General features: G+C 75.0%; 19 protein-coding genes. 12 read left to right on the forward strand and 7 right to left on the reverse strand.

All coding sequences use genetic code 11. The annotated features are described in order from the left end of the window. Nucleotides 1–3 precede the first annotated feature (3 nt). Nucleotides 4–432, reverse strand: a complete 429-nt coding sequence (locus tag F1544_RS08400; protein WP_167584176.1) for a DUF3052 domain-containing protein — start codon at nucleotides 430–432, stop codon at nucleotides 4–6. Between the two features lie 195 nt (nucleotides 433–627). Here F1544_RS08400 and fdhD point away from each other — a divergent pair, with 195 nt between their 5' ends. Together fdhD and aceE are read left to right on the forward strand one after the other, a co-directional pair. Then, entirely contained in the window at nucleotides 628–1,512 is an 885-nt protein-coding gene (gene fdhD, locus F1544_RS08405) for a formate dehydrogenase accessory sulfurtransferase FdhD (protein ID WP_167584178.1), read from the forward strand. Between the two features lie 107 nt (nucleotides 1,513–1,619). After that, nucleotides 1,620–4,373 (forward strand): pyruvate dehydrogenase (acetyl-transferring), homodimeric type, encoded by a 2,754-nt coding sequence (gene aceE, locus F1544_RS08410; protein ID WP_167584317.1) that lies wholly within the window; start codon nucleotides 1,620–1,622, stop codon nucleotides 4,371–4,373. A gap of 99 nt (nucleotides 4,374–4,472) precedes the next feature. Here the strand turns inward: aceE and F1544_RS08415 are convergent, their stop codons facing one another. Then, nucleotides 4,473–5,150 (reverse strand): tetratricopeptide repeat protein, encoded by a 678-nt coding sequence (locus tag F1544_RS08415; RefSeq protein WP_208971509.1) that lies wholly within the window; start codon nucleotides 5,148–5,150, stop codon nucleotides 4,473–4,475. 279 nt (nucleotides 5,151–5,429) lie between these two features. Between F1544_RS08415 and F1544_RS08420 the strand changes: the two genes are divergently transcribed. From F1544_RS08420 to F1544_RS08440, 5 genes are all read left to right on the forward strand, one after another. Beyond that, a complete protein-coding gene (locus tag F1544_RS08420) occupies nucleotides 5,430–6,632 on the forward strand; it encodes a PucR family transcriptional regulator (protein WP_308469953.1) in 1,203 nt (400 codons plus the stop codon). A gap of 175 nt (nucleotides 6,633–6,807) precedes the next feature. Further along, nucleotides 6,808–7,773, forward strand: coding sequence for an ACP S-malonyltransferase (locus F1544_RS08425; RefSeq protein ID WP_167584180.1), 966 nt, complete (start codon nucleotides 6,808–6,810; stop codon nucleotides 7,771–7,773). Next, a complete protein-coding gene (locus tag F1544_RS08430) occupies nucleotides 7,770–8,846 on the forward strand; it encodes a beta-ketoacyl-ACP synthase III (RefSeq protein ID WP_167584182.1) in 1,077 nt (358 codons plus the stop codon). Before F1544_RS08425 ends, F1544_RS08430 begins: the two co-directional genes overlap by 4 nt. Before the next feature lie 126 nt (nucleotides 8,847–8,972). Continuing rightward, the gene (locus tag F1544_RS08435) at nucleotides 8,973–9,218 is read left to right on the forward strand and encodes an acyl carrier protein (RefSeq protein ID WP_166605810.1); all 246 of its coding nucleotides are present in this window, start codon (nucleotides 8,973–8,975) and stop codon (nucleotides 9,216–9,218) included. Nucleotides 9,219–9,360: 142 nt separating this feature from the next. Next, the gene (locus tag F1544_RS08440; protein ID WP_167584184.1) at nucleotides 9,361–10,611 is read left to right on the forward strand and encodes a beta-ketoacyl-[acyl-carrier-protein] synthase family protein; all 1,251 of its coding nucleotides are present in this window, start codon (nucleotides 9,361–9,363) and stop codon (nucleotides 10,609–10,611) included. A 76-nt stretch (nucleotides 10,612–10,687) separates the two neighbouring features. On the opposite strand, the gene F1544_RS08445 is transcribed toward F1544_RS08440, so the two are convergent. Continuing rightward, nucleotides 10,688–11,200, reverse strand: a complete 513-nt coding sequence (locus tag F1544_RS08445) for a DUF3145 domain-containing protein (protein WP_167584186.1) — start codon at nucleotides 11,198–11,200, stop codon at nucleotides 10,688–10,690. Nucleotides 11,201–11,503: 303 nt separating this feature from the next. On the opposite strand from F1544_RS08445, the gene F1544_RS08450 reads away from it, so the two are divergent. The 4 genes from F1544_RS08450 to F1544_RS08465 all read left to right on the forward strand — a co-directional run bounded on the left by F1544_RS08450 (nucleotide 11,504) and on the right by F1544_RS08465 (nucleotide 14,642). Continuing rightward, complete coding sequence (locus tag F1544_RS08450) at nucleotides 11,504–11,920, forward strand: hypothetical protein (RefSeq protein WP_167584188.1); 417 nt, start codon at nucleotides 11,504–11,506, stop codon at nucleotides 11,918–11,920. 67 nt (nucleotides 11,921–11,987) lie between these two features. Next, nucleotides 11,988–12,632 (forward strand): hypothetical protein, encoded by a 645-nt coding sequence (locus F1544_RS08455; protein ID WP_208971510.1) that lies wholly within the window; start codon nucleotides 11,988–11,990, stop codon nucleotides 12,630–12,632. 169 nt (nucleotides 12,633–12,801) lie between these two features. Further along, nucleotides 12,802–13,641, forward strand: coding sequence for an aldo/keto reductase (locus tag F1544_RS08460; protein ID WP_167584190.1), 840 nt, complete (start codon nucleotides 12,802–12,804; stop codon nucleotides 13,639–13,641). 143 nt (nucleotides 13,642–13,784) lie between these two features. Beyond that, a complete protein-coding gene (locus F1544_RS08465; RefSeq protein ID WP_167584191.1) occupies nucleotides 13,785–14,642 on the forward strand; it encodes a hypothetical protein in 858 nt (285 codons plus the stop codon). Nucleotides 14,643–14,652: 10 nt separating this feature from the next. Here F1544_RS08465 and F1544_RS08470 read toward each other — a convergent pair whose 3' ends face one another. Genes F1544_RS08470 through efeU form a run of 4 tightly spaced genes read right to left on the reverse strand, consistent with a single transcriptional unit; the run spans nucleotide 14,653 to nucleotide 18,424 of the window. Further along, complete coding sequence (locus tag F1544_RS08470; protein ID WP_167584193.1) at nucleotides 14,653–15,027, reverse strand: VOC family protein; 375 nt, start codon at nucleotides 15,025–15,027, stop codon at nucleotides 14,653–14,655. 39 nt (nucleotides 15,028–15,066) lie between these two features. Continuing rightward, nucleotides 15,067–16,329 (reverse strand): iron uptake transporter deferrochelatase/peroxidase subunit, encoded by a 1,263-nt coding sequence (efeB, locus tag F1544_RS08475; RefSeq protein WP_167584195.1) that lies wholly within the window; start codon nucleotides 16,327–16,329, stop codon nucleotides 15,067–15,069. A 47-nt stretch (nucleotides 16,330–16,376) separates the two neighbouring features. Further along, nucleotides 16,377–17,534 carry an iron uptake system protein EfeO gene (gene efeO / locus F1544_RS08480; protein ID WP_308469954.1) on the reverse strand — a complete coding sequence of 386 codons (1,158 nt, stop codon included), beginning with the start codon at nucleotides 17,532–17,534 and terminating at the stop codon, nucleotides 16,377–16,379. Between the two features lie 47 nt (nucleotides 17,535–17,581). Next, nucleotides 17,582–18,424, reverse strand: coding sequence for an iron uptake transporter permease EfeU (gene efeU, locus F1544_RS08485; protein ID WP_167584197.1), 843 nt, complete (start codon nucleotides 18,422–18,424; stop codon nucleotides 17,582–17,584). A 134-nt stretch (nucleotides 18,425–18,558) separates the two neighbouring features. On the opposite strand from efeU, the gene ilvA reads away from it, so the two are divergent. Continuing rightward, nucleotides 18,559–19,881 carry a threonine ammonia-lyase IlvA gene (gene ilvA / locus F1544_RS08490; RefSeq protein ID WP_167584199.1) on the forward strand — a complete coding sequence of 441 codons (1,323 nt, stop codon included), beginning with the start codon at nucleotides 18,559–18,561 and terminating at the stop codon, nucleotides 19,879–19,881. Nucleotides 19,882–19,888 lie beyond the last annotated feature (7 nt).

Below are 19,888 nucleotides of genomic sequence, written 5' to 3' on the forward strand. Positions count from 1 at the left end.
GGCTCAGCGGCGGTCGCTCTTGGGCGTCGTCATGCGCGTGCCGGCCCAGTTGCCCGAGGCGCTGACGCTGCTGGTCGCGTGGAGGCCCGCCGTGGGGGCCGCCTCGTCGATCTCGCCGGGGGGCACGTGGCCCGGGCGACCCTTCTTCGGGGTCAGGAGCCAGACGATGCCGCCGTCGGCGAGGTTGGTCACCGTGTCCACGAGGGCGTCGACGAGGTCGCCGTCACCGTCGCGGAACCAGCAGATGACCACGTCGGCCACCTCGTCGGCGTCCTCGTCGAGCAGCTCGCTGCCGACGGTGTCCTCGACGGCCCGGCGGAAGTCGTCGTCGACGCCTTCGTCCCAGCCGAGCTCCTGGACGAGCTGGCCGGGCTTGAAGCCCAGCTTGGCCACTGCTGCCTGGTCGGCGGCAGGGTCCGCGGTCGCGCTCACCTGCTGTCCTACCTCTCCCTCAGGTCCGCCCGGAGGGGACCGCGGTGGGCGCCGACGGGTCGCGCCGACGCCTCTGGACGGCCTAGTCCAGCGGAGAACCCCCCCGGCGCGCAAGGCGTGGCCCTCGCGGACCCCGCCGCCGGGACCTCGACCCGCCCGCCGTGCGGCACCCGCCAGGCGTGACAGCCTGGGCGGATGGGACGGGTCACGACGCGCACGCGCACCGAACGCCTCGACGCCGCGGCGGGGACGCGGACGCCGCGCCCGGACACGCTGGCGGTCGAGGAACCGCTCCAGATCACCGTCTCCGGGGAGCCGCTGACGGTCACGATGCGCACGCCGGGGGACGACTTCGACCTCGTCCTGGGCTTCCTGCACGCCGAGGGCCTGGTCTCCGGGGCCGGGGACGTGACCGCGATGCGGCACTGCACGGACCTCGGCGAGGACGGTCAGCCCACCTTCAACGTGGTGGAGGTCACGCCCCGCCCGGGCAGCCGGCTGGTCACCGACCGGGTCGCGCGGCCCTTCACGACGACCTCGGCCTGCGGCGTCTGCGGCACCGCGAGCGTCGACGACGTCCTGGACCGCACCGTCCACCCGCTCGCCGAGGACGACGTCAGCGTCCCCCTGGAGCTGCTCGCGTCCCTGCCCGACGTGCTGCGCTCGGCGCAGGCCGCCTTCGAGCGCACGGGCGGGCTGCACGCCGCGGGGCTGTTCACCGCCGACGGGCGCCTGGAGTGCCTGCGCGAGGACGTGGGCCGGCACAACGCCGTCGACAAGGTCGTCGGCTGGGCGCTGCGGGAGGGCCGCGTGCCCCTGCGCTCGCGCATCCTGCTGGTCAGCGGCCGGGCGAGCTTCGAGCTGGTGCAGAAGGCGGCCGTGGCGGGCGTCCCCGTGCTCGCCGCGGTGTCGGCGCCGTCGTCGCTGGCCGTGTCCCTGGCCCGCGAGACGGGCATGACCCTCGTCGGCTTCCTGCGCCCCCCGACCGCCAACGTCTACGCCGGCGGGCACCGCGTGCGGGTCGGCGGGGCCACCGCACAGCCGGTCGCGGCCGCCGTCGCGGCCGTCGGCGGCACCTGAGGACAGGTCCCGCCCGACCTGGCGCGGACGGCGGGGCGCGGGACGCCTAACCTGGGGCCGTGCCCGCTGACCGCGGGCCCACCTACTCCAGCGGGAGGACCACCACCGTGGCCAGACGCGACGACGCGGGGAACGGCCCCGCCGGCGGCCCCATCCTCAACGGCCTGCCCTCGCAGCTGCCCGACATCGACCCGGAGGAGACCGCCGAGTGGCTGGCCTCCCTCGACGGTGTCGTCGACGAGCGCGGCAAGCTCCGCGCGCGCTACCTCATGCTCCAGCTCCTGCAGCGCGCGCGTGAGCAGCAGGTCGGGGTCCCGAGCCTGACGGCGACGGACTACATCAACACCATCGGCCCCGAGTCGGAGCCGTGGTTCCCCGGCGACGAGGAGGTCGAGCGCCGCTACCGCGCCTGGATCCGCTGGAACGCGGCGGTCATGGTGCACCGCGCGCAGCGCCCGGACATCGGCGTCGGCGGCCACATCTCCACGTACGCGTCGTCCGCGACGCTGTACGAGGTCGGCTTCAACCACTTCTTCCGCGGCAAGGACCACGCGGGCGGCGGCGACCAGATCTTCATCCAGGGCCACGCCTCCCCCGGCGTCTACGCGCGCGCCTACCTCGAGGGCCGGCTCACCGCCGAGCAGCTCGACGGGTTCCGCCAGGAGGTCTCCGCGGCGCCGAACGGGCTCTCGTCCTACCCGCACCCGCGCCTCATGCCGGACTTCTGGGAGTTCCCGACCGTCTCGATGGGCCTCGGCCCGGCGAACGCGATCTACCAGGCGCAGTTCAACAAGTACCTGCACCACCGTGGCTTCAAGGACACCTCGCAGCAGCACGTCTGGGCCTACCTCGGCGACGGCGAGATGGACGAGCCGGAGTCGCGCGGGTTCGCGCAGCTCGCGGCCTACGAGGAGCTCGACAACCTCACCTTCGTCGTGAACTGCAACCTGCAGCGCCTCGACGGCCCGGTGCGCGGCAACGGCAAGATCGTGCAGGAGCTCGAGGCGTTCTTCCGCGGTGCGGGCTGGAACGTCATCAAGGTCCTCTGGGGCCGGGAGTGGGACACGCTGCTCGCGGCGGACCACCAGGGCGCGCTGGTCAACCTCATGAACAAGACCCCCGACGGGGACTACCAGACGTTCAAGGCGGAGAACGGCGCCTACGTCCGGGAGAACTTCTTCGGGCGCGACGAGCGCACCGCCAAGATCGTCGCCGGCATGTCCGACGACGAGATCTGGTCCCTCAAGCGCGGCGGCCACGACTACCGCAAGGTGTACGCGGCCTACCAGGCGGCGATGAACCACACCGGGCAGCCGACGGTCATCCTCGCCAAGACCATCAAGGGCTACGGCCTCGGGCCGCACTTCGCGGGCCGCAACGCCACGCACCAGATGAAGAAGCTCACGCTCGAGGACCTCAAGCTCCTTCGCGACTCGCTCCGCATCCCCATCTCGGACGAGCAGCTCGAGAAGGACCCGTACCGCCCGCCGTACTACCACCCCGGTGACGCGGACGAGTCGATCCAGTACCTGCGCAAGCGGCGCGCCGACCTCGGTGGCCCCGTGCCGCAGCGCCGCGTCCAGCACGCGCCGCTGCACCTGCCCGGCGACGACGCCTACAAGATCGCCGCCAAGGGCTCGGGCAAGCAGGAGATCGCCACCACCATGGCGTTCGTGCGCCTGCTCAAGGACCTGATGCGGGACAAGGAGTTCGGCAAGCGCGTCGTGCCGATCATCCCCGACGAGGCCCGCACGTTCGGCATGGACTCGCTGTTCCCGACGATCAAGATCTACAACCCGCACGGGCAGCAGTACACCTCCGTCGACCGCGAGCTGATGCTGGCCTACAAGGAGTCCGAGCAGGGGCAGATCCTGCACGTCGGCATCAACGAGGGCGGCGCGCTCGCGGCGTTCACGGCCGCGGGTTCCGCCTACGCCACGCACGGCGAGCCGATGGTCCCCGTCTACGTCTTCTACTCGATGTTCGGGTTCCAGCGCACGGGCGACAACCTCTGGGCCGCCGCGGACACCATGTCGCGCGGGTTCCTCATCGGGGCCACCGCCGGGCGCACGACGCTGACCGGTGAGGGCCTCCAGCACGCCGACGGGCACTCGCTGCTGCTGGCCTCGACGAACCCCGCGGTCGTCGCCTACGACCCGGCGTACGCCTACGAGATCGGGCACATCGTCAAGGACGGGCTGCGCCGCATGTACGGCGACGACCCGGAGAACGTCATGTACTACCTGACGGTCTACAACGAGCCGATGGTCCACCCGGCCGAGCCGGCGGACGTGGACGTCGAGGGCATCGTCCGCGGCCTGCACCGCGTCAAGGCCGGCGAGGGCGACGGCCCCCGCACCCAGCTGCTCGCCTCGGGCGTGGGTGTCCCGTGGGCGCTGGAGGCCCAGCAGCTGCTGAAGGACGACTTCGGCGTCGTCGCCGACGTGTGGTCGGTGACGAGCTGGAACGAGCTGCGCCGCGACGGACTGGCCTGCGACGAGCACGCCTTCCTCAACCCGGGCGACGAGTCGAAGGTCCCCTACGTCACGCAGAAGCTGAAGGACGCCCCCGGCCCCGTCGTGGCCGTGAGCGACTGGATGCGCGCGGTGCCCGACCAGATCGCGCAGTGGGTGCCGGGCGAGTTCGCCTCGCTGGGCGCCGACGGCTTCGGCCTCTCGGACACGCGGGCGGCGGCGCGCCGCTACTTCCACATCGACGGCCCCTCCGTCGCGGTGCGGGCGCTGGAGATGCTGGCCAAGCGCGGCGAGGTCGACTGGCGCGCGCCGGGGCAGGCGATCGAGAAGTACGAGCTGCACGACGTGAAGGCCGGCACGAGCGGCAACGCGGGCGGCGAGAGCTGATCCGCTGACGACGACGAAGGCCCCGCACCGGTGACGGTGCGGGGCCTTCGTCGTCCTGGGCCGGTGCTGCGTGCCCCGGCGCGGCGGTGCTGCGTGCGGCTAGGGCCGGGCCTTGTCGGCGCGCGTGATGGCCTCCTCGAGCTCCGCCCGCAGCGGCGCGACCCGCCCCTGGTCCGGGTGGTCGGCGAGCGCCCGCAGGTGCCGCCGAGCCTCCCCGAGGCGGCCGGAGTCGATCGCGGCGGCCACGAGGTGCCGGCCCGCCTCGACGTCGTGCTCGCGGGGCCGCCAGTGCCCGACGCCCAGGCCGAGGGCGTCGTTCGGCATGCCCGCCTCGCGCAGGATCGCGAGGGCCTCGGCGAGCGCCCGGCCCGACGGGTCGCGCTCGGCGGCGATGCCGAGGCGGCGCAGCGCGCCCTCGCGGTCGTCGGTGAGGGAGAGGCGCCCCAGCTCCAGCAGGGGCCGCCACGCCTTGGGGCTCTGCGCCAGCTCCTCGGCCAGCGCCCACACGGCGTTGTCGGCGGCCCGGCGGGCCTCACCGCTGGAGGGGGTGGTGGCGTCGTGGCCCTCGGCCGCGCGCGTGCGGACCGTCTCGGCCAGCCTCGCGAACGCCCGTTCGTCGTTGGGGTCCTCGCGCAGCGTCTCGCGCAGCGCGGCCTCGCCCCCGATGCCGGCGGCCTCGGGCCGGCGGCGGCGCAGCCGGGCGGCGGCACGGCGCGGCAGCGGATCGGTCGTCTGCGGCGCGGAGCTTCCCCGGCGCCATCGATCGAGCAGTCCCATGCGTCCCCTTCCGTGGCGTCCCCGTCGGCTCCGCACAGCGCCTCCCCGCGGCCGTCCGGCTCCCCGCGAGGGGTGGGCCGGCGGCTCCCCGGCCGCTCCTCGCGGACGGCCGGTGCAGGGCCTCCCCCGGTGGTCGGACGGCCTGCTGCGGGAGGGACGCCGCGCTCGAACCCTAGCCCAGGGCGATCTCCGCGGCCCGTCCTCGTCGGGGGGCCGCTCGCGCCGTCCCCGCGGCCCGGGGCGGCGACGCGGGCGCCCGCGCGTGCATAGGCTCGCGAGGTGTCCTCGTCCCCGCCCGAGCTGTCCGCGGCGACCGTCCGCCGGCTCGAGGCGGCGGCCGGCACCTTCGCGTCGGCGATCGCGGCGCGCATGGACGAGCTGCCCTGGTACGCCGGGCTGCCGCCGGACGAGCGCTCCTGGGTGGGCCTCGTGGCCCAGAACGGCTACACCGACTTCCTGCGGTGGCTGGGCGACCCGGACCCCGTGGGCCTCATGGACCGGAACGTCTTCGGGACGGTCCCGCGGGAGCTGACGCGCTCGGTGACGCTGCAGCAGACGGTCGAGCTCGTGCGCACGGCCATCACCGTGGTCGAGGAGGGCGTCGACGACGTCGTGGGGGACCAGGCACCGGCGGAGCTGCCGCGGGTGCGGGAGTCGCTGCTGCGCTTCTCCCGCGAGGTGGCCTTCGCCGCGGCCGCCGTCTACGCGCGGGCCGCGGAGTCGCGCGGGGCCTGGGACGCGCGGCTGGAGGCGCTCGTCGTCGACGCGGTGCTGCGCGGCGACGGCGAGGAGACCATCGCCTCCCGCGCCTCGGCGCTGGGCTGGCGCCTGGACCGCCCGACGGCCGTGGTGATGGGCGCCTCCAGCGACGACGCCCCGGCCGGCGTGGTCCCGCGCGTGCGCAAGGCCGTGCGCGCGGCCGGTGGTGAGGCCCTCGTCGGCGTCCAGGGCGAGCGGCTCGTCGTGGTGCTGTCCGGGCTGAGCGACGTGCTGGCCACGGCGGAGCTCCTGGCGACGACGGAGTTCGGCGAGGGCCCCGTCGTCATCGGCCCCACCGTGCCGTCGCTGCCGGTCGCGGCCCGCTCGGCCCGCGCCGCGCTCGCCGGGGTGGTCGCGTGCCGCGCCTGGCCCCTCGCACCCCGGCCCGTGCTGGCCGACGACCTGCTGCCGGAGCGGGCGCTGTCGGGCGACGCGACCGCCCGCCGCGCCCTGGTGGACCGGGCCTACCGGCCGCTGGAGGAGGCCGGGGGCGCGCTGCTGGAGACGCTGACGGCCTACCTCGAGCACGGCGGCTCCCTCGAGGCCTGCGCGCGCTCGCTGTTCGTCCACGCCAACACGGTCCGGTACCGCCTGCGCCGCGTCGGGGAGGTCTGCGGGTGGGCGCCGAGCTCCCCGCGGGAGCGCTTCGTGCTGCAGACGGCCCTGGCGCTGGGCCGGTTGTCGCAGGTCCCGGGGCCGGGCGGGCACCGCGGGCCCGGCTGAGACCACCCTCGGGCGCACCTCCGGAGCCCTGACGCTGCGCCGACCGGTGCTGACGCTGGGTGGGTCGTTCCCCCGTCGGCCCCCGCCATACTTGGAGGATCCCTACAACGGTCGTCCTCGAAGTCGGTGAGCGTCGTGACCAGGGTGCGGGGGCCCGGCGCGAGAGGGTGGGCTGGTGCTCGTCTTCGTCTTCCCCGGTCAGGGCTCCCAGAGCCCCGGCTTCCTCGCCCCGTGGCTCGAGCTGCCAGGCGTCGCCGACCGGCTGCGGTGGGCCTCGGCCGTGGTGGGGGACGACCTCGTCGCGCACGGCACGGTCTCGGACGCGGACACCCTGCGCGACACGGCCGTGGCGCAGCCGCTCATCGTGGCCGCCGGGCTCCTGGGGCTGCGGGAGCTCGTGGCCTCCCCGGCCGAGCTCGCCGGGGTCGCGGGCGCCGTCGCCGGCCACTCCGTCGGCGAGCTGACGGCCGCCGCCGCCACCGGGGCCCTGAGCCCCGAGCAGGCGCTGGTCCTGGTCCGCGAGCGCGGCCGGGCCATGGCCACGGCCGCCGCGAGCACGCCGACCGGCATGAGCGCCGTCCTGGGCGGGGACCCGGACGAGGTCGCCGCCGTCCTCGCCGCGCACGGGCTGACGCCCGCCAACGCCAACGGCGGCGGGCAGGTCGTGGCCGCGGGCACCGTCGAGGCGCTCGCCGCGCTGGCCGCCGCGCCTCCCGCCAAGGCCCGCGTCATCCCGCTGCAGGTCGCGGGCGCCTTCCACACCGAGCACATGCGGCCCGCCGTCGGGACGCTGGAGGCCCTGGCCGCCGGGCTGGAGCCCGGCACGGCGTCGGTGCCCCTCGCGGCCAACGCCGACGGCGAGCTCGTGAGCGACGGCCGCGAGGTCCTGCGCCGCCTCGTCGCGCAGGTCAGCCGCCCCGTGCGGTGGGACCTGTGCCAGCAGGCGTTCGCCGCCCTGGGCGTCACCGGGCTGATCGAGGTCCCGCCTGCGGGTACCTTGACCAACCTGGCCAAGCGTTCGCTCAAGGGGGTGGACGTCCTGGCGCTGAAGACCCCAGACGACCTCGAGAGGGCGCGGACCATGATCGCGGAGCACGGCGGCGGCGTCCACGCCACGACGACAGTGGAGGTGGGCCGGTGAGCCCCCGGCTGAGCACCGCACCGCACCGGGAGGCCCGGATCCTCGGCGTGGGGGCGCACCGCCCCCCGCGCATCATCGACAACGCCGAGGTGTGCACCTGGATCGACTCCTCCGACGAGTGGATCCGCCAGCGCACGGGCATCGTCACGCGCCGCTGGGCGGCCCCCGACGTCAGCGTCGTGGACATGTCGGAGGACGCGGCCGCGAAGGCCCTCGCGGCCGCCGGCCTGACCGGCAGCGACCTCGGCGCCGTCATCGTCGCGACGGTCTCGCACCCGTACCAGACCCCCGCGGCGGCGGCCGTCCTGGCGCACCGCCTGGGCGCGACCCCCGCGGCGGCCTTCGACGTCTCCGCCGGCTGCGCGGGCTTCTGCCACGGCGTCGCGGTCGGCAGCGACCTCGTGCGCGGTGGGACCGCCGAGCACGTCCTCGTCGTGGGCGTCGACAAGCTGTCCGACTTCACCGACCCGCACGACCGCTCGACGGCGTTCCTCTTCGCCGACGGCGCGGGCGCGGTCGTGATCGGGCCCTCCGACGAGGTCGGCATCGCCCCGACCGTGTGGGGCTCCGACGGCGGCCAGGCCGACGTCATCCGCTCCAAGTTCTCCTGGCTCGACGTGCGGGCCGGCAAGGCCCCTCAGCGCCTGGTGCCCGACGAGGTCGCCGTGGTCGCCGCCGCGGAGCCCGTCGGCGAGGAGACGCCGCCCGACGACACGTGGCCCTACCTCGAGCAGGCCGGCCAGACCGTCTTCCGCTGGGCCGTGTGGCAGATGGCGCCCGTGGCGCAGCGGGCCCTGGACGCCGCGGGCATCACCGCGGCCGACCTCGACGTCTTCGTCGCCCACCAGGCGAACGGCCGGATCATCGACGCCATGGTCAAGCAGCTCAAGCTGCCGGACTCGGTGCACGTGGCCCGCGACATCGTCGAGATGGGCAACACCTCGGCGGCCTCGGTGCCGCTGGCCATGGAGCGCGCGCTCGCCGACGGCGAGGCGCCGTCGGGGGGCCTGGCCCTGCTCATCGGCTACGGCGCCGGCCTCTCCTACGCGGCACAGGTCGTCAGGCTGCCGTGACCCCCTCCCCCGCCACGAGGTCCGCCTCCGCGCGGGGGACCCTCCAGACCCCTGGGACGCAGCACCGGCGCCCCAGGCCGACGTGGCGGTCCGGTTCCCGGTCGCCCACCACCGAAGGAGCACCGCATGGCCAGTGAGCAGGAGATCCTGAGCGGCCTCGCCGAGATCGTCAACGAGGAGACGGGCCTGCCCACCGACAGCGTGCAGGCCGACAAGTCGTTCACCGACGACCTCGACATCGACTCGCTGTCGATGATGACGATCGTCGTGAACGCCGAGGAGAAGTTCTCCGTCCGCATCCCGGACGAGGACGTCAAGAACCTCCGCACCGTGGGCGACGCCGTCGCCTACATCTCCCAGGCCCAGGGCTGAGACCCGCCGCCGGCGGCCGGCCCCTCACCGGGCCGGCTGGCGGCGCCGCCGCACGCGGCACCTCGGCACGAGGAGCCCCCCGCACGAGGGACCCCCGCCCGGGAACCTCACCGCCGCACCGTTCGAGAAGGAGTTGACCGACATGACCGCGACCGCTCGCCGCGTCGTCGTCACCGGCCTCGGAATGACGACGCCGCTGGGCGGCGACGTCCGTTCGTCCTGGGAAGCCGCCCTCGCCGGCACCTCCGGTGCGGCCTCCATCACCGACTCGTGGATCGACGAGATCGAGCTGCCGATCACCTTCGCCGCGCAGGCGGCGGTCAAGGCCGTCGACGTCCTGACGCGCCAGGAGACCAAGCGCCTGGACCCGTCGGCGCAGTTCTCCGTCATCGCCGCGCGCGAGGCGTGGAAGGACGCGGGTGCGCCCGAGGTCGACAAGGTCCGCCTAGGCTCGGTCGTCGGCACCGGCATCGGCGGCATCTGGACGCTGCTGACCGCCTACGACACGCTGCGCCAGCGCGGCGCCCGCCGGGTGCTGCCGCTCACCGTCCCGATGCTCATGGCCAACAGCTCCACGGCCGCCGTCAGCCTCGAGTTCGGCGCCGGCGCCGGGGCCCACACGCCCGTCAGCGCCTGCGCGTCGGGCGCCGAGGCGATCGCCTACGGGCTGGAGATGATCCGCTCCGGGCGCGCCGACATCGTCATCGCCGGGGGCACCGAGGCCGCGATCCACCCGCTGCCCATCGCCTCCTTCGCGGCCATGCACGCCATGTCGACCCGCAACGAGGACCCGCAGCGCGCGTCGCGGCCCTTCGACACCCAGCGCGACGGCTTCGTCCTCGGCGAGGGCGCGGGCATGCTCGTCCTCGAGGCCGAGGAGCACGCGCGCGCCCGCGGGGCGCGCATCCACGCCGAGCTGCTGGGCGCGGGGCTCTCCGCCGACGCGCACCACATCGCCGCCCCGGAGCCCGCGGGCCTCGGGGTCAGCCGGGCGATCGGTGACGCGCTGCGCGACGCCGACACCACGGCCGCCGACGTCGTGCACCTCAACGCGCACGCCACGTCCACGCCGGTCGGGGACATCGCCGAGGACCACGGCCTGCGCCTGGCGCTGGGCGACGACCTCGAGCACATCGCCGTGTCGGCGACGAAGTCGATGACGGGCCACCTGCTCGGGGCGGCCGGGGCCGTGGAGAGCATCTTCACGATCCTCGCGCTGCGCGACCGGCTGGCGCCGCCCACGATCAACGTCGACGACATCGACCCCGACATCTCCGTCGACGTCGTGCGCAAGGACCCGCGGCCGCTGCCGGCCGAGGGTCAGCTCGTGGGCCTCAACAACGCCTTCGGCTTCGGCGGGCACAACTCGAGCCTGGTGTTCCGCTCGGTCTGAGCCGCCACCGGCACGCACGACGGCCCCGCAGGGAGGATCCTGCGGGGCCGTCGCACGTCGGGACGAGGACCGGCGGTCAGCCGACCTGGTGCAGCCAGCGCACGGGGGTGTCGTCCCCGGCGTGGCGGAACGCCTCGAGCTCGGAGTCCCACGGCTCCCCCACGGCCAGCGCGAGCGCGCGGCGCGCGGAGTCGGGGTCCGCCGCGGGGCCGGAGAGCAGGTCGAGGGCGGCGCGCACGCGGTCCTCGGGGACCTGGGCGTTGCCGTGCACGTCGGTGACGGAGTGGAAGATGCCCAGGGCCGGGGTGTGGCTCCACCGGCCGCCGTCGCAGCCGGCGCTCGGTTCCTCGGTCACCTCGAAGCGCAGGTGGGCCCAGCCGCGCAGCGCGGAGGCCAGCAGGGCACCGGTGCCCTGCGGGGCCTGCCACGAGTACTCCGCGCGCAGGCAGCCGGGAGCGATCGGCTGGCCCGTCCAGTCGAAGGACGGGCGCACGCCGAGGACACCACCGGCGGCCCACTCGATGTGCGGAGTGAGCGCTCGTGGTGCGGAGTGCACGAAGAGCACGCCGCGAGTCGTCGCACCGGACATGCCGTTCTCCTCTGCGTCGGTGTGAGGGACGTCTTCCCCAACGACCTCGCACCCCAGCGGAGCAACAAGCGGTGACTGACTGACTACTCGGTGTGCCTTCCGTTCTCGGCCATCATGCCCCACCGAGCCTACGACGCACCACCTCCCCCGCGAACCGTGCCCCGGACGGCCCCGCGGCGGTCCCACGACACCCCCGCGGCGCTCCTGCGGGAGTCCCGGCCCGGCTCAGGTGACCCGGGGCACCTGCCGATGGGAGGGGACCGGGCGCCGCCCGGCACCCCGTCCGAGGAGAGGCACCGCACCGTGGCAGACCCGCAGCTCGCCGCCGTCCGTGCCGGCGAGGTCTCCGAGGTCATCCGGCCCGCGGCGATCGTGCCCGAGGACGCCGCCCGCCGCGTCCTCGTCGAGCTGGCGCTGCGCGACGTGCAGAACGGTGGCGTCTGGGAGGCCGGCCCCAGCCTCTGGAGCCGCTACGACCGGCCGTGGAACGGCCCGGAGAACGACGCGGGCGCCGAGCTGATCGGCCGCATCCACGTCGCCTACGGCACCCCGACGAAGTACGAGATCACCGTGTACCGCGTCACCGTCACGCTGTTCGGCAGCCAGCTCGGCTGGAGCGTGGAGTCGCTGTGCGACGAGGCGCTGGGTCACGGCGGGCTGCGGCTGGCCGACTGCCCCCGCGCCGTCCTGGCCGCGCCGCCCTCGCCCTACCGCCACTGACCTCCCGGGGCACACCCCCGGGTGGCCTGCGGACGCCGCGTCCGCCGCGCAGTGGCACCATCGGCACGTGCCCGAGCAGCAGCCGGAGCGGCGCCACCACCGCCCCGCCCTCCCCGGCGACGACGCGATCCTCGCCATGGCCGGCGGCGTCGACCCGCAGGCCCGCGAGGAGGCCGCCCACGCGGCCGCCTCGGCCCTCGTGCACGGCGCCCGCTCGGCCGCCGACGCCGAGGTGACCCGCCGCGTGGTGCGCCTGGCGCAGGACGAGGGCCTCGAGGTCATCGCCGAGCTGTGGGCCGACGCCCCCGCCGACTCCCTCGCCGGGGCCCTCTGGCGGCTCTACGTCCTGCGCACCTGGGTGCAGCGCGCCCCCCGCTCGGTCGCCGAGCAGTTCGCCGAGGGCCGCCGCCACGCCCCCGTGATGGAGGTCGTCGCGGGCGTCGCCGACCCGCCCGGCCCGGCCGAGGTCGCCGCCGTCCTGGACGCGGTCCTCACGGGGGTGGCCGAGGGCGACTTCGCGGTCACCCTGGAGCGGGCGGCGGCCTTCTGCCGCGTCGTGGCCGTCGGCCGCGCTCACCACGCCGACGACCCCCGGGTGGGCGGTGAGGAGGAGGACGCGTCCGGCCTGACCCGCTCCGCAGGACGGCTCGTGCGCACCGCCGAGCAGCTGGAGTCCGCCGCCCGCCGCTGGCGCGACGGCGACCTGGGCTGAGCGCTCGCCACGCGTCCGCGATGGCGTGTCGAGGCCTCCTCGTTACACTGGTGGAGGCGTCGGGCCGTGGTAGCCCCGGGTCCCAACTGAAGCCGCTACGAGCGGCGATGCGCCGTGAGGCGCTTCCCGGCCCGACGCCACCCGTCCCCGATGAGGAGCTCCTGCACCCATGACCGCTGCGGTCCCCCAGATCACCCTGAACAACGGCGTCACCGTCCCCCAGCTGGGCTTCGGCGTCTGGCAGGTCGGCGACGACGAGGTCACCCCCGCGGTCGCGACCGCGCTGGAGGCCGGTTACCGGCACATCGACACCGCCGCCATCTACGGCAACGAGCGCGGCGTCGGCAAGGCCATCGCCGAGTCCGGCATCGCCCGCGACGAGCTGTTCGTCACCACGAAGCTGTGGAACGCGGAGCAGGGCTTCGACTCGACGCTGCGCGCCTTCGACGCGAGCCTCGAGAAGCTCGGCCTCGACACCGTGGACCTGTACCTCATCCACTGGCCGGTGCCGGCGAAGGACGCCTACGTCGACACCTACAAGGCGTTCGAGAAGCTGTACGCCGAGGGCCGCGTCCGCGCCATCGGCGTCTCGAACTTCGAGCCGCACCACCTGAACCGCCTGCTGGCCGAGACCCAGGTCGTCCCGGCGGTCAACCAGATCGAGCTGCACCCCTTCCTGCAGCAGGTCGCGCTGCGCGAGGAGATGGCCCGCCACCAGATCGTGGCCGAGGCCTACAGCCCGCTGTCCTCGGGCAAGGGTGTCATCGACGACCCGGCCATCAAGGCGATCGCCGCGGCGCACGGCAAGACCCCCGCGCAGGTCACGCTGCGCTGGCACATCGAGATCGGCAACCTCGTGATCCCGAAGTCGGTGACCCCGGAGCGCATCCGCGAGAACATCGACCTCTTCGACTTCGAGCTGACCGAGGACGACCGCGCGTCGCTCTCCGGCCTGGACCGCGACGGCCGCGTCGGCGCGCACCCGGACACCATGAACATGGGCGCCTGAGCCTCACCGCGTCCCGCTGACGGCGCCGTCCCCCACCGGGGGCGGCGCCGTCTTGCGTCCGGTCGAGGACGTGTCGAGTCCGTGACACCCCTCCCCGGGGAGTCGGTTGCCCTCACCGCCCGTGCGGTGGCACGGTCGATCGCGTGACCGCTCCCCGCTGCTCCCGCCTCCTGACCGCGTCCTCGCTGCTGGCCGTGGCGACCCTGCTCGCCGGGTGCGGCTCCGACGACGCCACGGAGCCGGCCGCCGCGAGCCCGAGCGCGTCCTCGACCAGCGCCTCGACGTCCCCGACGTCCTCCGCCTCGTCCACCTCCGCCGCCTCGCCGACCTCCAGCGCCCCGTCCTCGAGCTCGTCCACCGCGGACGGCACGCCGGACGCCCCGGGCGCCGGTGGCGGGACGGGCTGCGCGCCGAACGGCGCGGAGGCCCCCGCCGGGGCCGGGACCGCCGTCACGGGCGACGTCGACCTGGACGGCGAGGCGGACACCGTGTGGCTGGCCGACACCCCCGACCGCACGCTCGGCATCACCACGGCCTCCGGTGCGACGTTCTCCACGACCTTCACCAGCGCGGCCCCGCAGGCGGCGTCCTCGCTGGGGCAGAAGCTCCAGCCCGCGGGCCCCGCGATCGTGCTGCTGAACACCGGCCGCTCGGTGGCGCTGTACGCCGTCGTCGACTGCGCGCTCGTGCCCACGCAGAACGCCGAGGGCGAGCAGTACACGTTCGACCTGGGGTTCACCGGCTACGGCACGGGCGTCGGCTGCGTCGCGGGCGGCGACGAGGAGGACCTGCAGCTCGCGGGCCTGGACGCCGAGGACACGGGCGGCGGGACGTTCCGCGTGACCCGGACCGCGGTCGAGCTGAGCGACTCCGGCCGCCGCGCGGCCAACGGCGCGACGACCGTCGTCGCCGAGGGCCTCGCCGCGGACGACCCCCGCGTCGAGAACGCGCGCACGGTCGGCTGCGGTAACCAGGCGGAGGGCGCCGACGAACCCCAGTGACCCCCCGGCGTCAGGCGCCGGGCAGGAACAGGCAGAACACGTGCCCGTGCGGGTCGCGCAGCACGCGCACCCCCGGCGTCGGCTGGTGCTCCTCGACGCGCGCGCCCAGCGCGACCGCGCGGGCCTGCTCGGCCTCGAGGTCGTCGACGAGGACGTCGAGGTGGGCCTGCAGGGCGACCCCGCCCTCGCGCCACGGCCACGTCGGGGGCACGTCGGCGGCCTCGCGCTGGAAGCTCAGCCCGGGGCGCTCCGCCTCGGGTGCGCGCAGCCGGGCCCAGCCGGGGTCCGACGCCACGGTCTCCCACCCGAGCAGCGCGGCGTAGAACGCGGCGTGCGCCGGCGGGTCGGGCGTGCCGATCACGACGGCCCCGAAGGACGCGGTCACCGGGCCATCCTGGCTGCGCCGCAACGCTCTGACCAGGGGTCAGGTGAACAGGCCGTCGCCCCAGCTGCCGTCGGGGCCGACGCCGGGCGGGCACGCGAACACGGCGCTGCCGACGTGCTTGACGTACTCGGTCATGGCGTCGTGCGCGCCGAGCCGCCGCTGGATCGCGACGAACTGCGACTCGGGGTCGTTCTGGAAGGCGATGAAGAACAGGCCGGCGTCCAGCTGCCCCGTAACCGGGTCGAGGCCGTCGGTGTAGGAGTAGCCGCGGCGCAGCAGCTTCGCGCCGCCGTTGGTCTCGGGCGCCGCGAGGCGCACGTGGGCCTTGACGTCGATGACGGGCTCGCCGCTCGGCGCGGTGCGGTCGAGGTCGAGGGGGTCGAACTCCTCGCTGCCCGTCAGCGGCGCCCCGGTCTTCTTGGTGCGCCCGACGACGCGCTCCTGCTCGCCGAGCGTCGCCCGGTCCCAGCTCTCGATGAGCATGCGGATCCGGCGGGCCACGAGGTAGGTGCCGTCGCGCATCCACTCCTGGTCGACCGCCGGTGAACCGGGGCCGCCGACGAAGATGCCGGCGTCGAGGTCGGTGGTGTCCTCGGCGCGCACGTTCGCGGTGCCGTCCTTGAACCCGAACAGGTTGCGGGGCGTCGCCTGGCCCGCCGCGGTCGACGCGGTGCGGCCGAAGCCGAGCTGCATCCACCGGACCGCGACGACGCCGCGGCCGATGCGCAGGAGGTTCCGCACGGCGTGGAACGCGACCTGCGGGTCGTCGGCGCAGGCCTGCAGGCACAGGTCCCCGCCGCAGCGCGTCGGGTCGAGCTGCTCGCCCGGCAGCGGCGGCAGCTCCTGCAGCGCAGCGGGTCGCTTGTCCTGCAGACCGAAGCGGCCGTCGAACAGCGAGGGCCCGTACCCGAGGGTCACCGTGAGGTTCGCGGCGTGCAGCTCGTAGGCCTCGCCCGTGTCGGCGGCGGGCTCGTCGGGGTCGGTGCCGATGCCGTCGGGACCCCCGACGTGGGCCCCGGTGGTCATGGCGCGCGTCGCCTCGGTCCAGCGGGCCAGGACGTCGGCGAGCGCCGAGGCGTCCGTCGTCGTGACGTCGATGGCCGCGAAGACGAGCTGGTCCTGCGCGGGGGTGGTGATGCCGGCCTGCCGGGCGCCGTGGAAGGCGACCGTGCGCGTGGCGGCGTTCGCGGTGCTCTCGGGCGAGCGGCCGGCGAAGGCCACGCTGCCGGCGCCGATGCCGGCGGCACCCACGACGGCGGCACCCGTCAGCACTCCGCGACGCGTCGGGCGGACCCCGCTCACGACCCCTCCTCCTGCTGCTGCGACGTCCCCGGCTCGGCGAGCCGGGGTCACTTCCCGGCGCCGGCCACGACCTTGCCGGACACGGTGGACAGCGGCTCGGCGAGGGCGTCGACCGCGGTGGCGAGCTGGCGGACCTGCTCGGTGCTCAGCTCGGTGTAGGGGGCCCAGCTGTCGCCGCGCTGGTAGGGCGCGAGGCCCGTCGTCACGTCGTCGAAGCGCTGGGTGATGGTCGTGACGAGCTCGGGGTCCGTCACGGTCAGCGCGGGCGTCAGCAGGTCGAAGGCCTTGCGCGCGCCCTCGACGTTGGCCGCGAAGTCGAGCAGGTCGAGGTGGGAGTAGGCCTCCTCCTCGCCGGTGACCTTGCTGCTGGCGACCTCGTCGAGCAGGGCGCTGGCACCGTTGGCGAGCTCGGCGGGCTGGAAGGTGACGTCCGCGGCCAGCGTCTGCAGCTGCGTCACGTCGCTCACGAGCTTCTGCGCGACCGGCGCCATGCCGGCCGTGGTGCCGTCGACCCAGAGGGCCTGCTCGATGCGGTGGAAGCCCGACCACGTGGTGGGGTCCTCGACGTCGGCGATGCGCGCGTCGATGGCGGGGTCGAGGTCGCCGAAGCTCTCCGCGACGGGCTCGACGCGCTCGTAAGGCAGGCGCGCCGGGCCGTAGAGGGCCTTGGCGGACGCCACGTCCCCCGCCTCGACGGCGGCGGCGAAGGCCTGCGTCGCGGGGACGAGCTGCGCGATCTGCTCCTGGACGTAGGCCTGGTAGCCGGTGGTCGCGGCGGTGAACAGCGGGTCCGCGGTGCCGGCGGCGGAGGCCGTGGCGCCCGTGACCGTGAAGGGCGTCAGCTCGGTGGCCGCGTTGGGGCACTGGATGCTGTAGGTGCCGGGCTGGACGTCGAGGGAGAAGTCCGCCTCGAGGCCCGGGGTGAGGTTCTCGCGCTCGCCGAGGATGCGGCCGCCCGCGTTGACCAGCTCGGCCTCGGTGACGGCGGACGCGCCGTCGTTGGTGACCATGAAGGTGGCTGAGCCGGCCGCGACGGTGTTCGGCTCGGCGGTGCACCCGTCGTCGGTCATGGTCACCTGGACGACGTTGCCGCCCGCCGCCGGCCCCTCGGCCTGCGCGCCGCCGCCGCACGCGGCGAGCAGGAGCAGCGGACCGGCCGCGGCGAGGGCCAGCAGCGGACGGCGGGACGGCGGGGTGCGGAGCACGGCAGGGCCTTTCAGAGCGGCGCCGCTCGGGCGCACGAGGGGGTGGGTCAGGCGGAGACGGGCTGCGGGGCGCGCTCGCCCGCGGTGCGGCGCGCGCGCGGCCACAGGACGACCAGGAGCATCGGGACGGCGTAGACGACCCAGCCGAGGACCTCCGCGAGCGTCGGGCGGGGCTGCCACCCGAGGACGCCCTGCAGGAGCGCGGCCCGCACGGTGCCGGGCTCGACGAGCGCGGAGAGGTCGAGGACCTGCTGCTGGCCCGCGAGGAGCCAGCCCGCCTCGTAGGCGGTGTGCGCGGCGCCCATGACGATGCCGGCCGCGACGACCACGAGGAGGACGCCGGTGGCGCGGAAGAGCCGGGTCAGGTTCAGCTTCACACCGCCGCGGTAGATGCCGTAGCCGAGCGCGACCGCGAGGACCACGCCGAGGGCCGCACCCAGGGCGCCCTGCGCGTTGTCGCGCGAGTTCTGGAAGGTGGCGAGGAGGAACACCGACGTCTCCAGGCCCTCGCGCAGCACCGCGAGGAAGGCCATGGCGACCAGCGCCCACGACGACCCGCTCGCGAGCGCCGTGTCGGCCGCGCGCTCGAGGTCGCCCTTCATGGACCGGGCGTGCCGGGTCATCCAGAAGATCATGTAGGTGACCATCGCGACGGCGACGAGGCCGACGACGGTCTCGAGCTGCTCCTGCTGGCGCTGGGGCAGGCCCTGGGAGTACGCCTGCAGCGCGAGGGCGGCACCGGCGCAGAGCACCACGGCGGCCAGCACGCCCATCCACACGTAGCGCACGGCACGGACCTCGCCGCGCTGTCGCAGGAAGGCCGCGACGATGCCGACGACGAGCGCCGCCTCGAGCCCCTCGCGGAGCCCGATGACGAAGGTGGCGAGCACGTGCGACCCCTTCCGCAGGACGCCGCACCAGGTGAGGTGAGGCTTGCCGAGGATAGGGCAGCCTTGCCATCTCCAGCACCCCCCGGGGGGGCCTGTGGTGCACCTCACCCGGGGCGCGGCGCGACCATGGACCCATGACGCCCGACTCCCCTGCCGCCGCGGACACCCTGGCGACGTCCCCGGCGGTCGCCGCGCCCGGCGCCGTCGTGGACGCGGCCACGGTCGAGGCGGCGGCCCGGCGCCTGGTCGGCGTGGTGGCGACGACCCCGCTCGAGGCCAGCGTGCGGCTCTCGGAGGAGACCGGGGCGCGCATCTGGCTCAAGCGCGAGGACCTGCAGGTCGTCCGCTCCTACAAGGCGCGCGGCGCCTACAACCTCATCGCCCAGCTCGAGGACGGGGCGCGGGCCATCGGCGTCGTGTGCGCGAGCGCCGGCAACCACGGCCAGGGCGTCGCCTACGCGTGCGCGGCCCTGCGGGTGCACGGCCGCGTCTACCTGCCCCGCACGACGCCGCGGCAGAAGCGGGACCGGATCGCAAAGCTGGGTGGGGAGTTCGTCGAGACGGTGGTCATCGGGGACACCTACGACGACGCCGCGGCCGCCGCGAAGGAGCACGCGTCCTCCTCGGGCGCCACGCTGGTGCCCGCCTTCGACGACCCGCGGACCGTGGCCGGTCAGGGCACCGTCGCCATCGAGGTGGTCGAGCAGGTGCTGGCCGCGCAGGGCGAGCTGCCCGACGTGCTCGTCGTGCCGGTCGGCGGCGGCGGTCTGCTCGCGGGTGTCCTGGCGTGGATCGGCGAGCGGCACCCGAGCGTGCGCGTCGTCGGGGTCGAGCCCGCGGGTGCCGCGTCCATGGCGGCCGCCGTCGCCGCCGGGGGCCCCGTGACCCTGGCGAAGCTCGACACCTTCGTCGACGGCGCCGCCGTCCGCCGGGTCGGCACCTCCACCCACCCCGTGGTCGCGGCGTCGGGCACCGAGCTGGTCACGGTGGACGAGGGCCGCATCTGCCGGGAGATGCTGGCGATGTACCAGACCGACGGGATCATCGCCGAGCCCGCGGGGGCGCTGGCGACGGCCGCGCTGGCCGAGGCGATCACCGTCGAGCCTGGGTCGTCCGTGGTGTGCGTCGTCTCCGGCGGCAACAACGACGTCAGCCGGTACGCCGAGATCGTCGAGCGCGCCCTGATCCACGAGGGCCGCAAGCACTACTTCCTCGTCGACTTCCCGCAGGAGCCCGGGGCGCTGCGGCGCTTCCTCGACGAGGTCCTCGGCCCGGACGACGACATCACGCTGTTCGAGTACGTCAAGCGCAGCAACCGCGAGACGGGCCCGGCGCTGGTCGGTCTGGAGATCGCGCACCCCGACGACCTGCCCGCCCTGCTGGCCCGCATGGACGCCTCCCCCGCGAGCTTCGAGCCGGTGGCCGCGGGCGAACCGCTCTTCCGCTACCTGCTCTGAGCCCGCG

The sequence above is a fragment of the Kineococcus rubinsiae genome, from assembly GCF_011839805.1.
Lineage (GTDB): Bacteria > Actinomycetota > Actinomycetes > Actinomycetales > Kineococcaceae > Kineococcus > Kineococcus rubinsiae.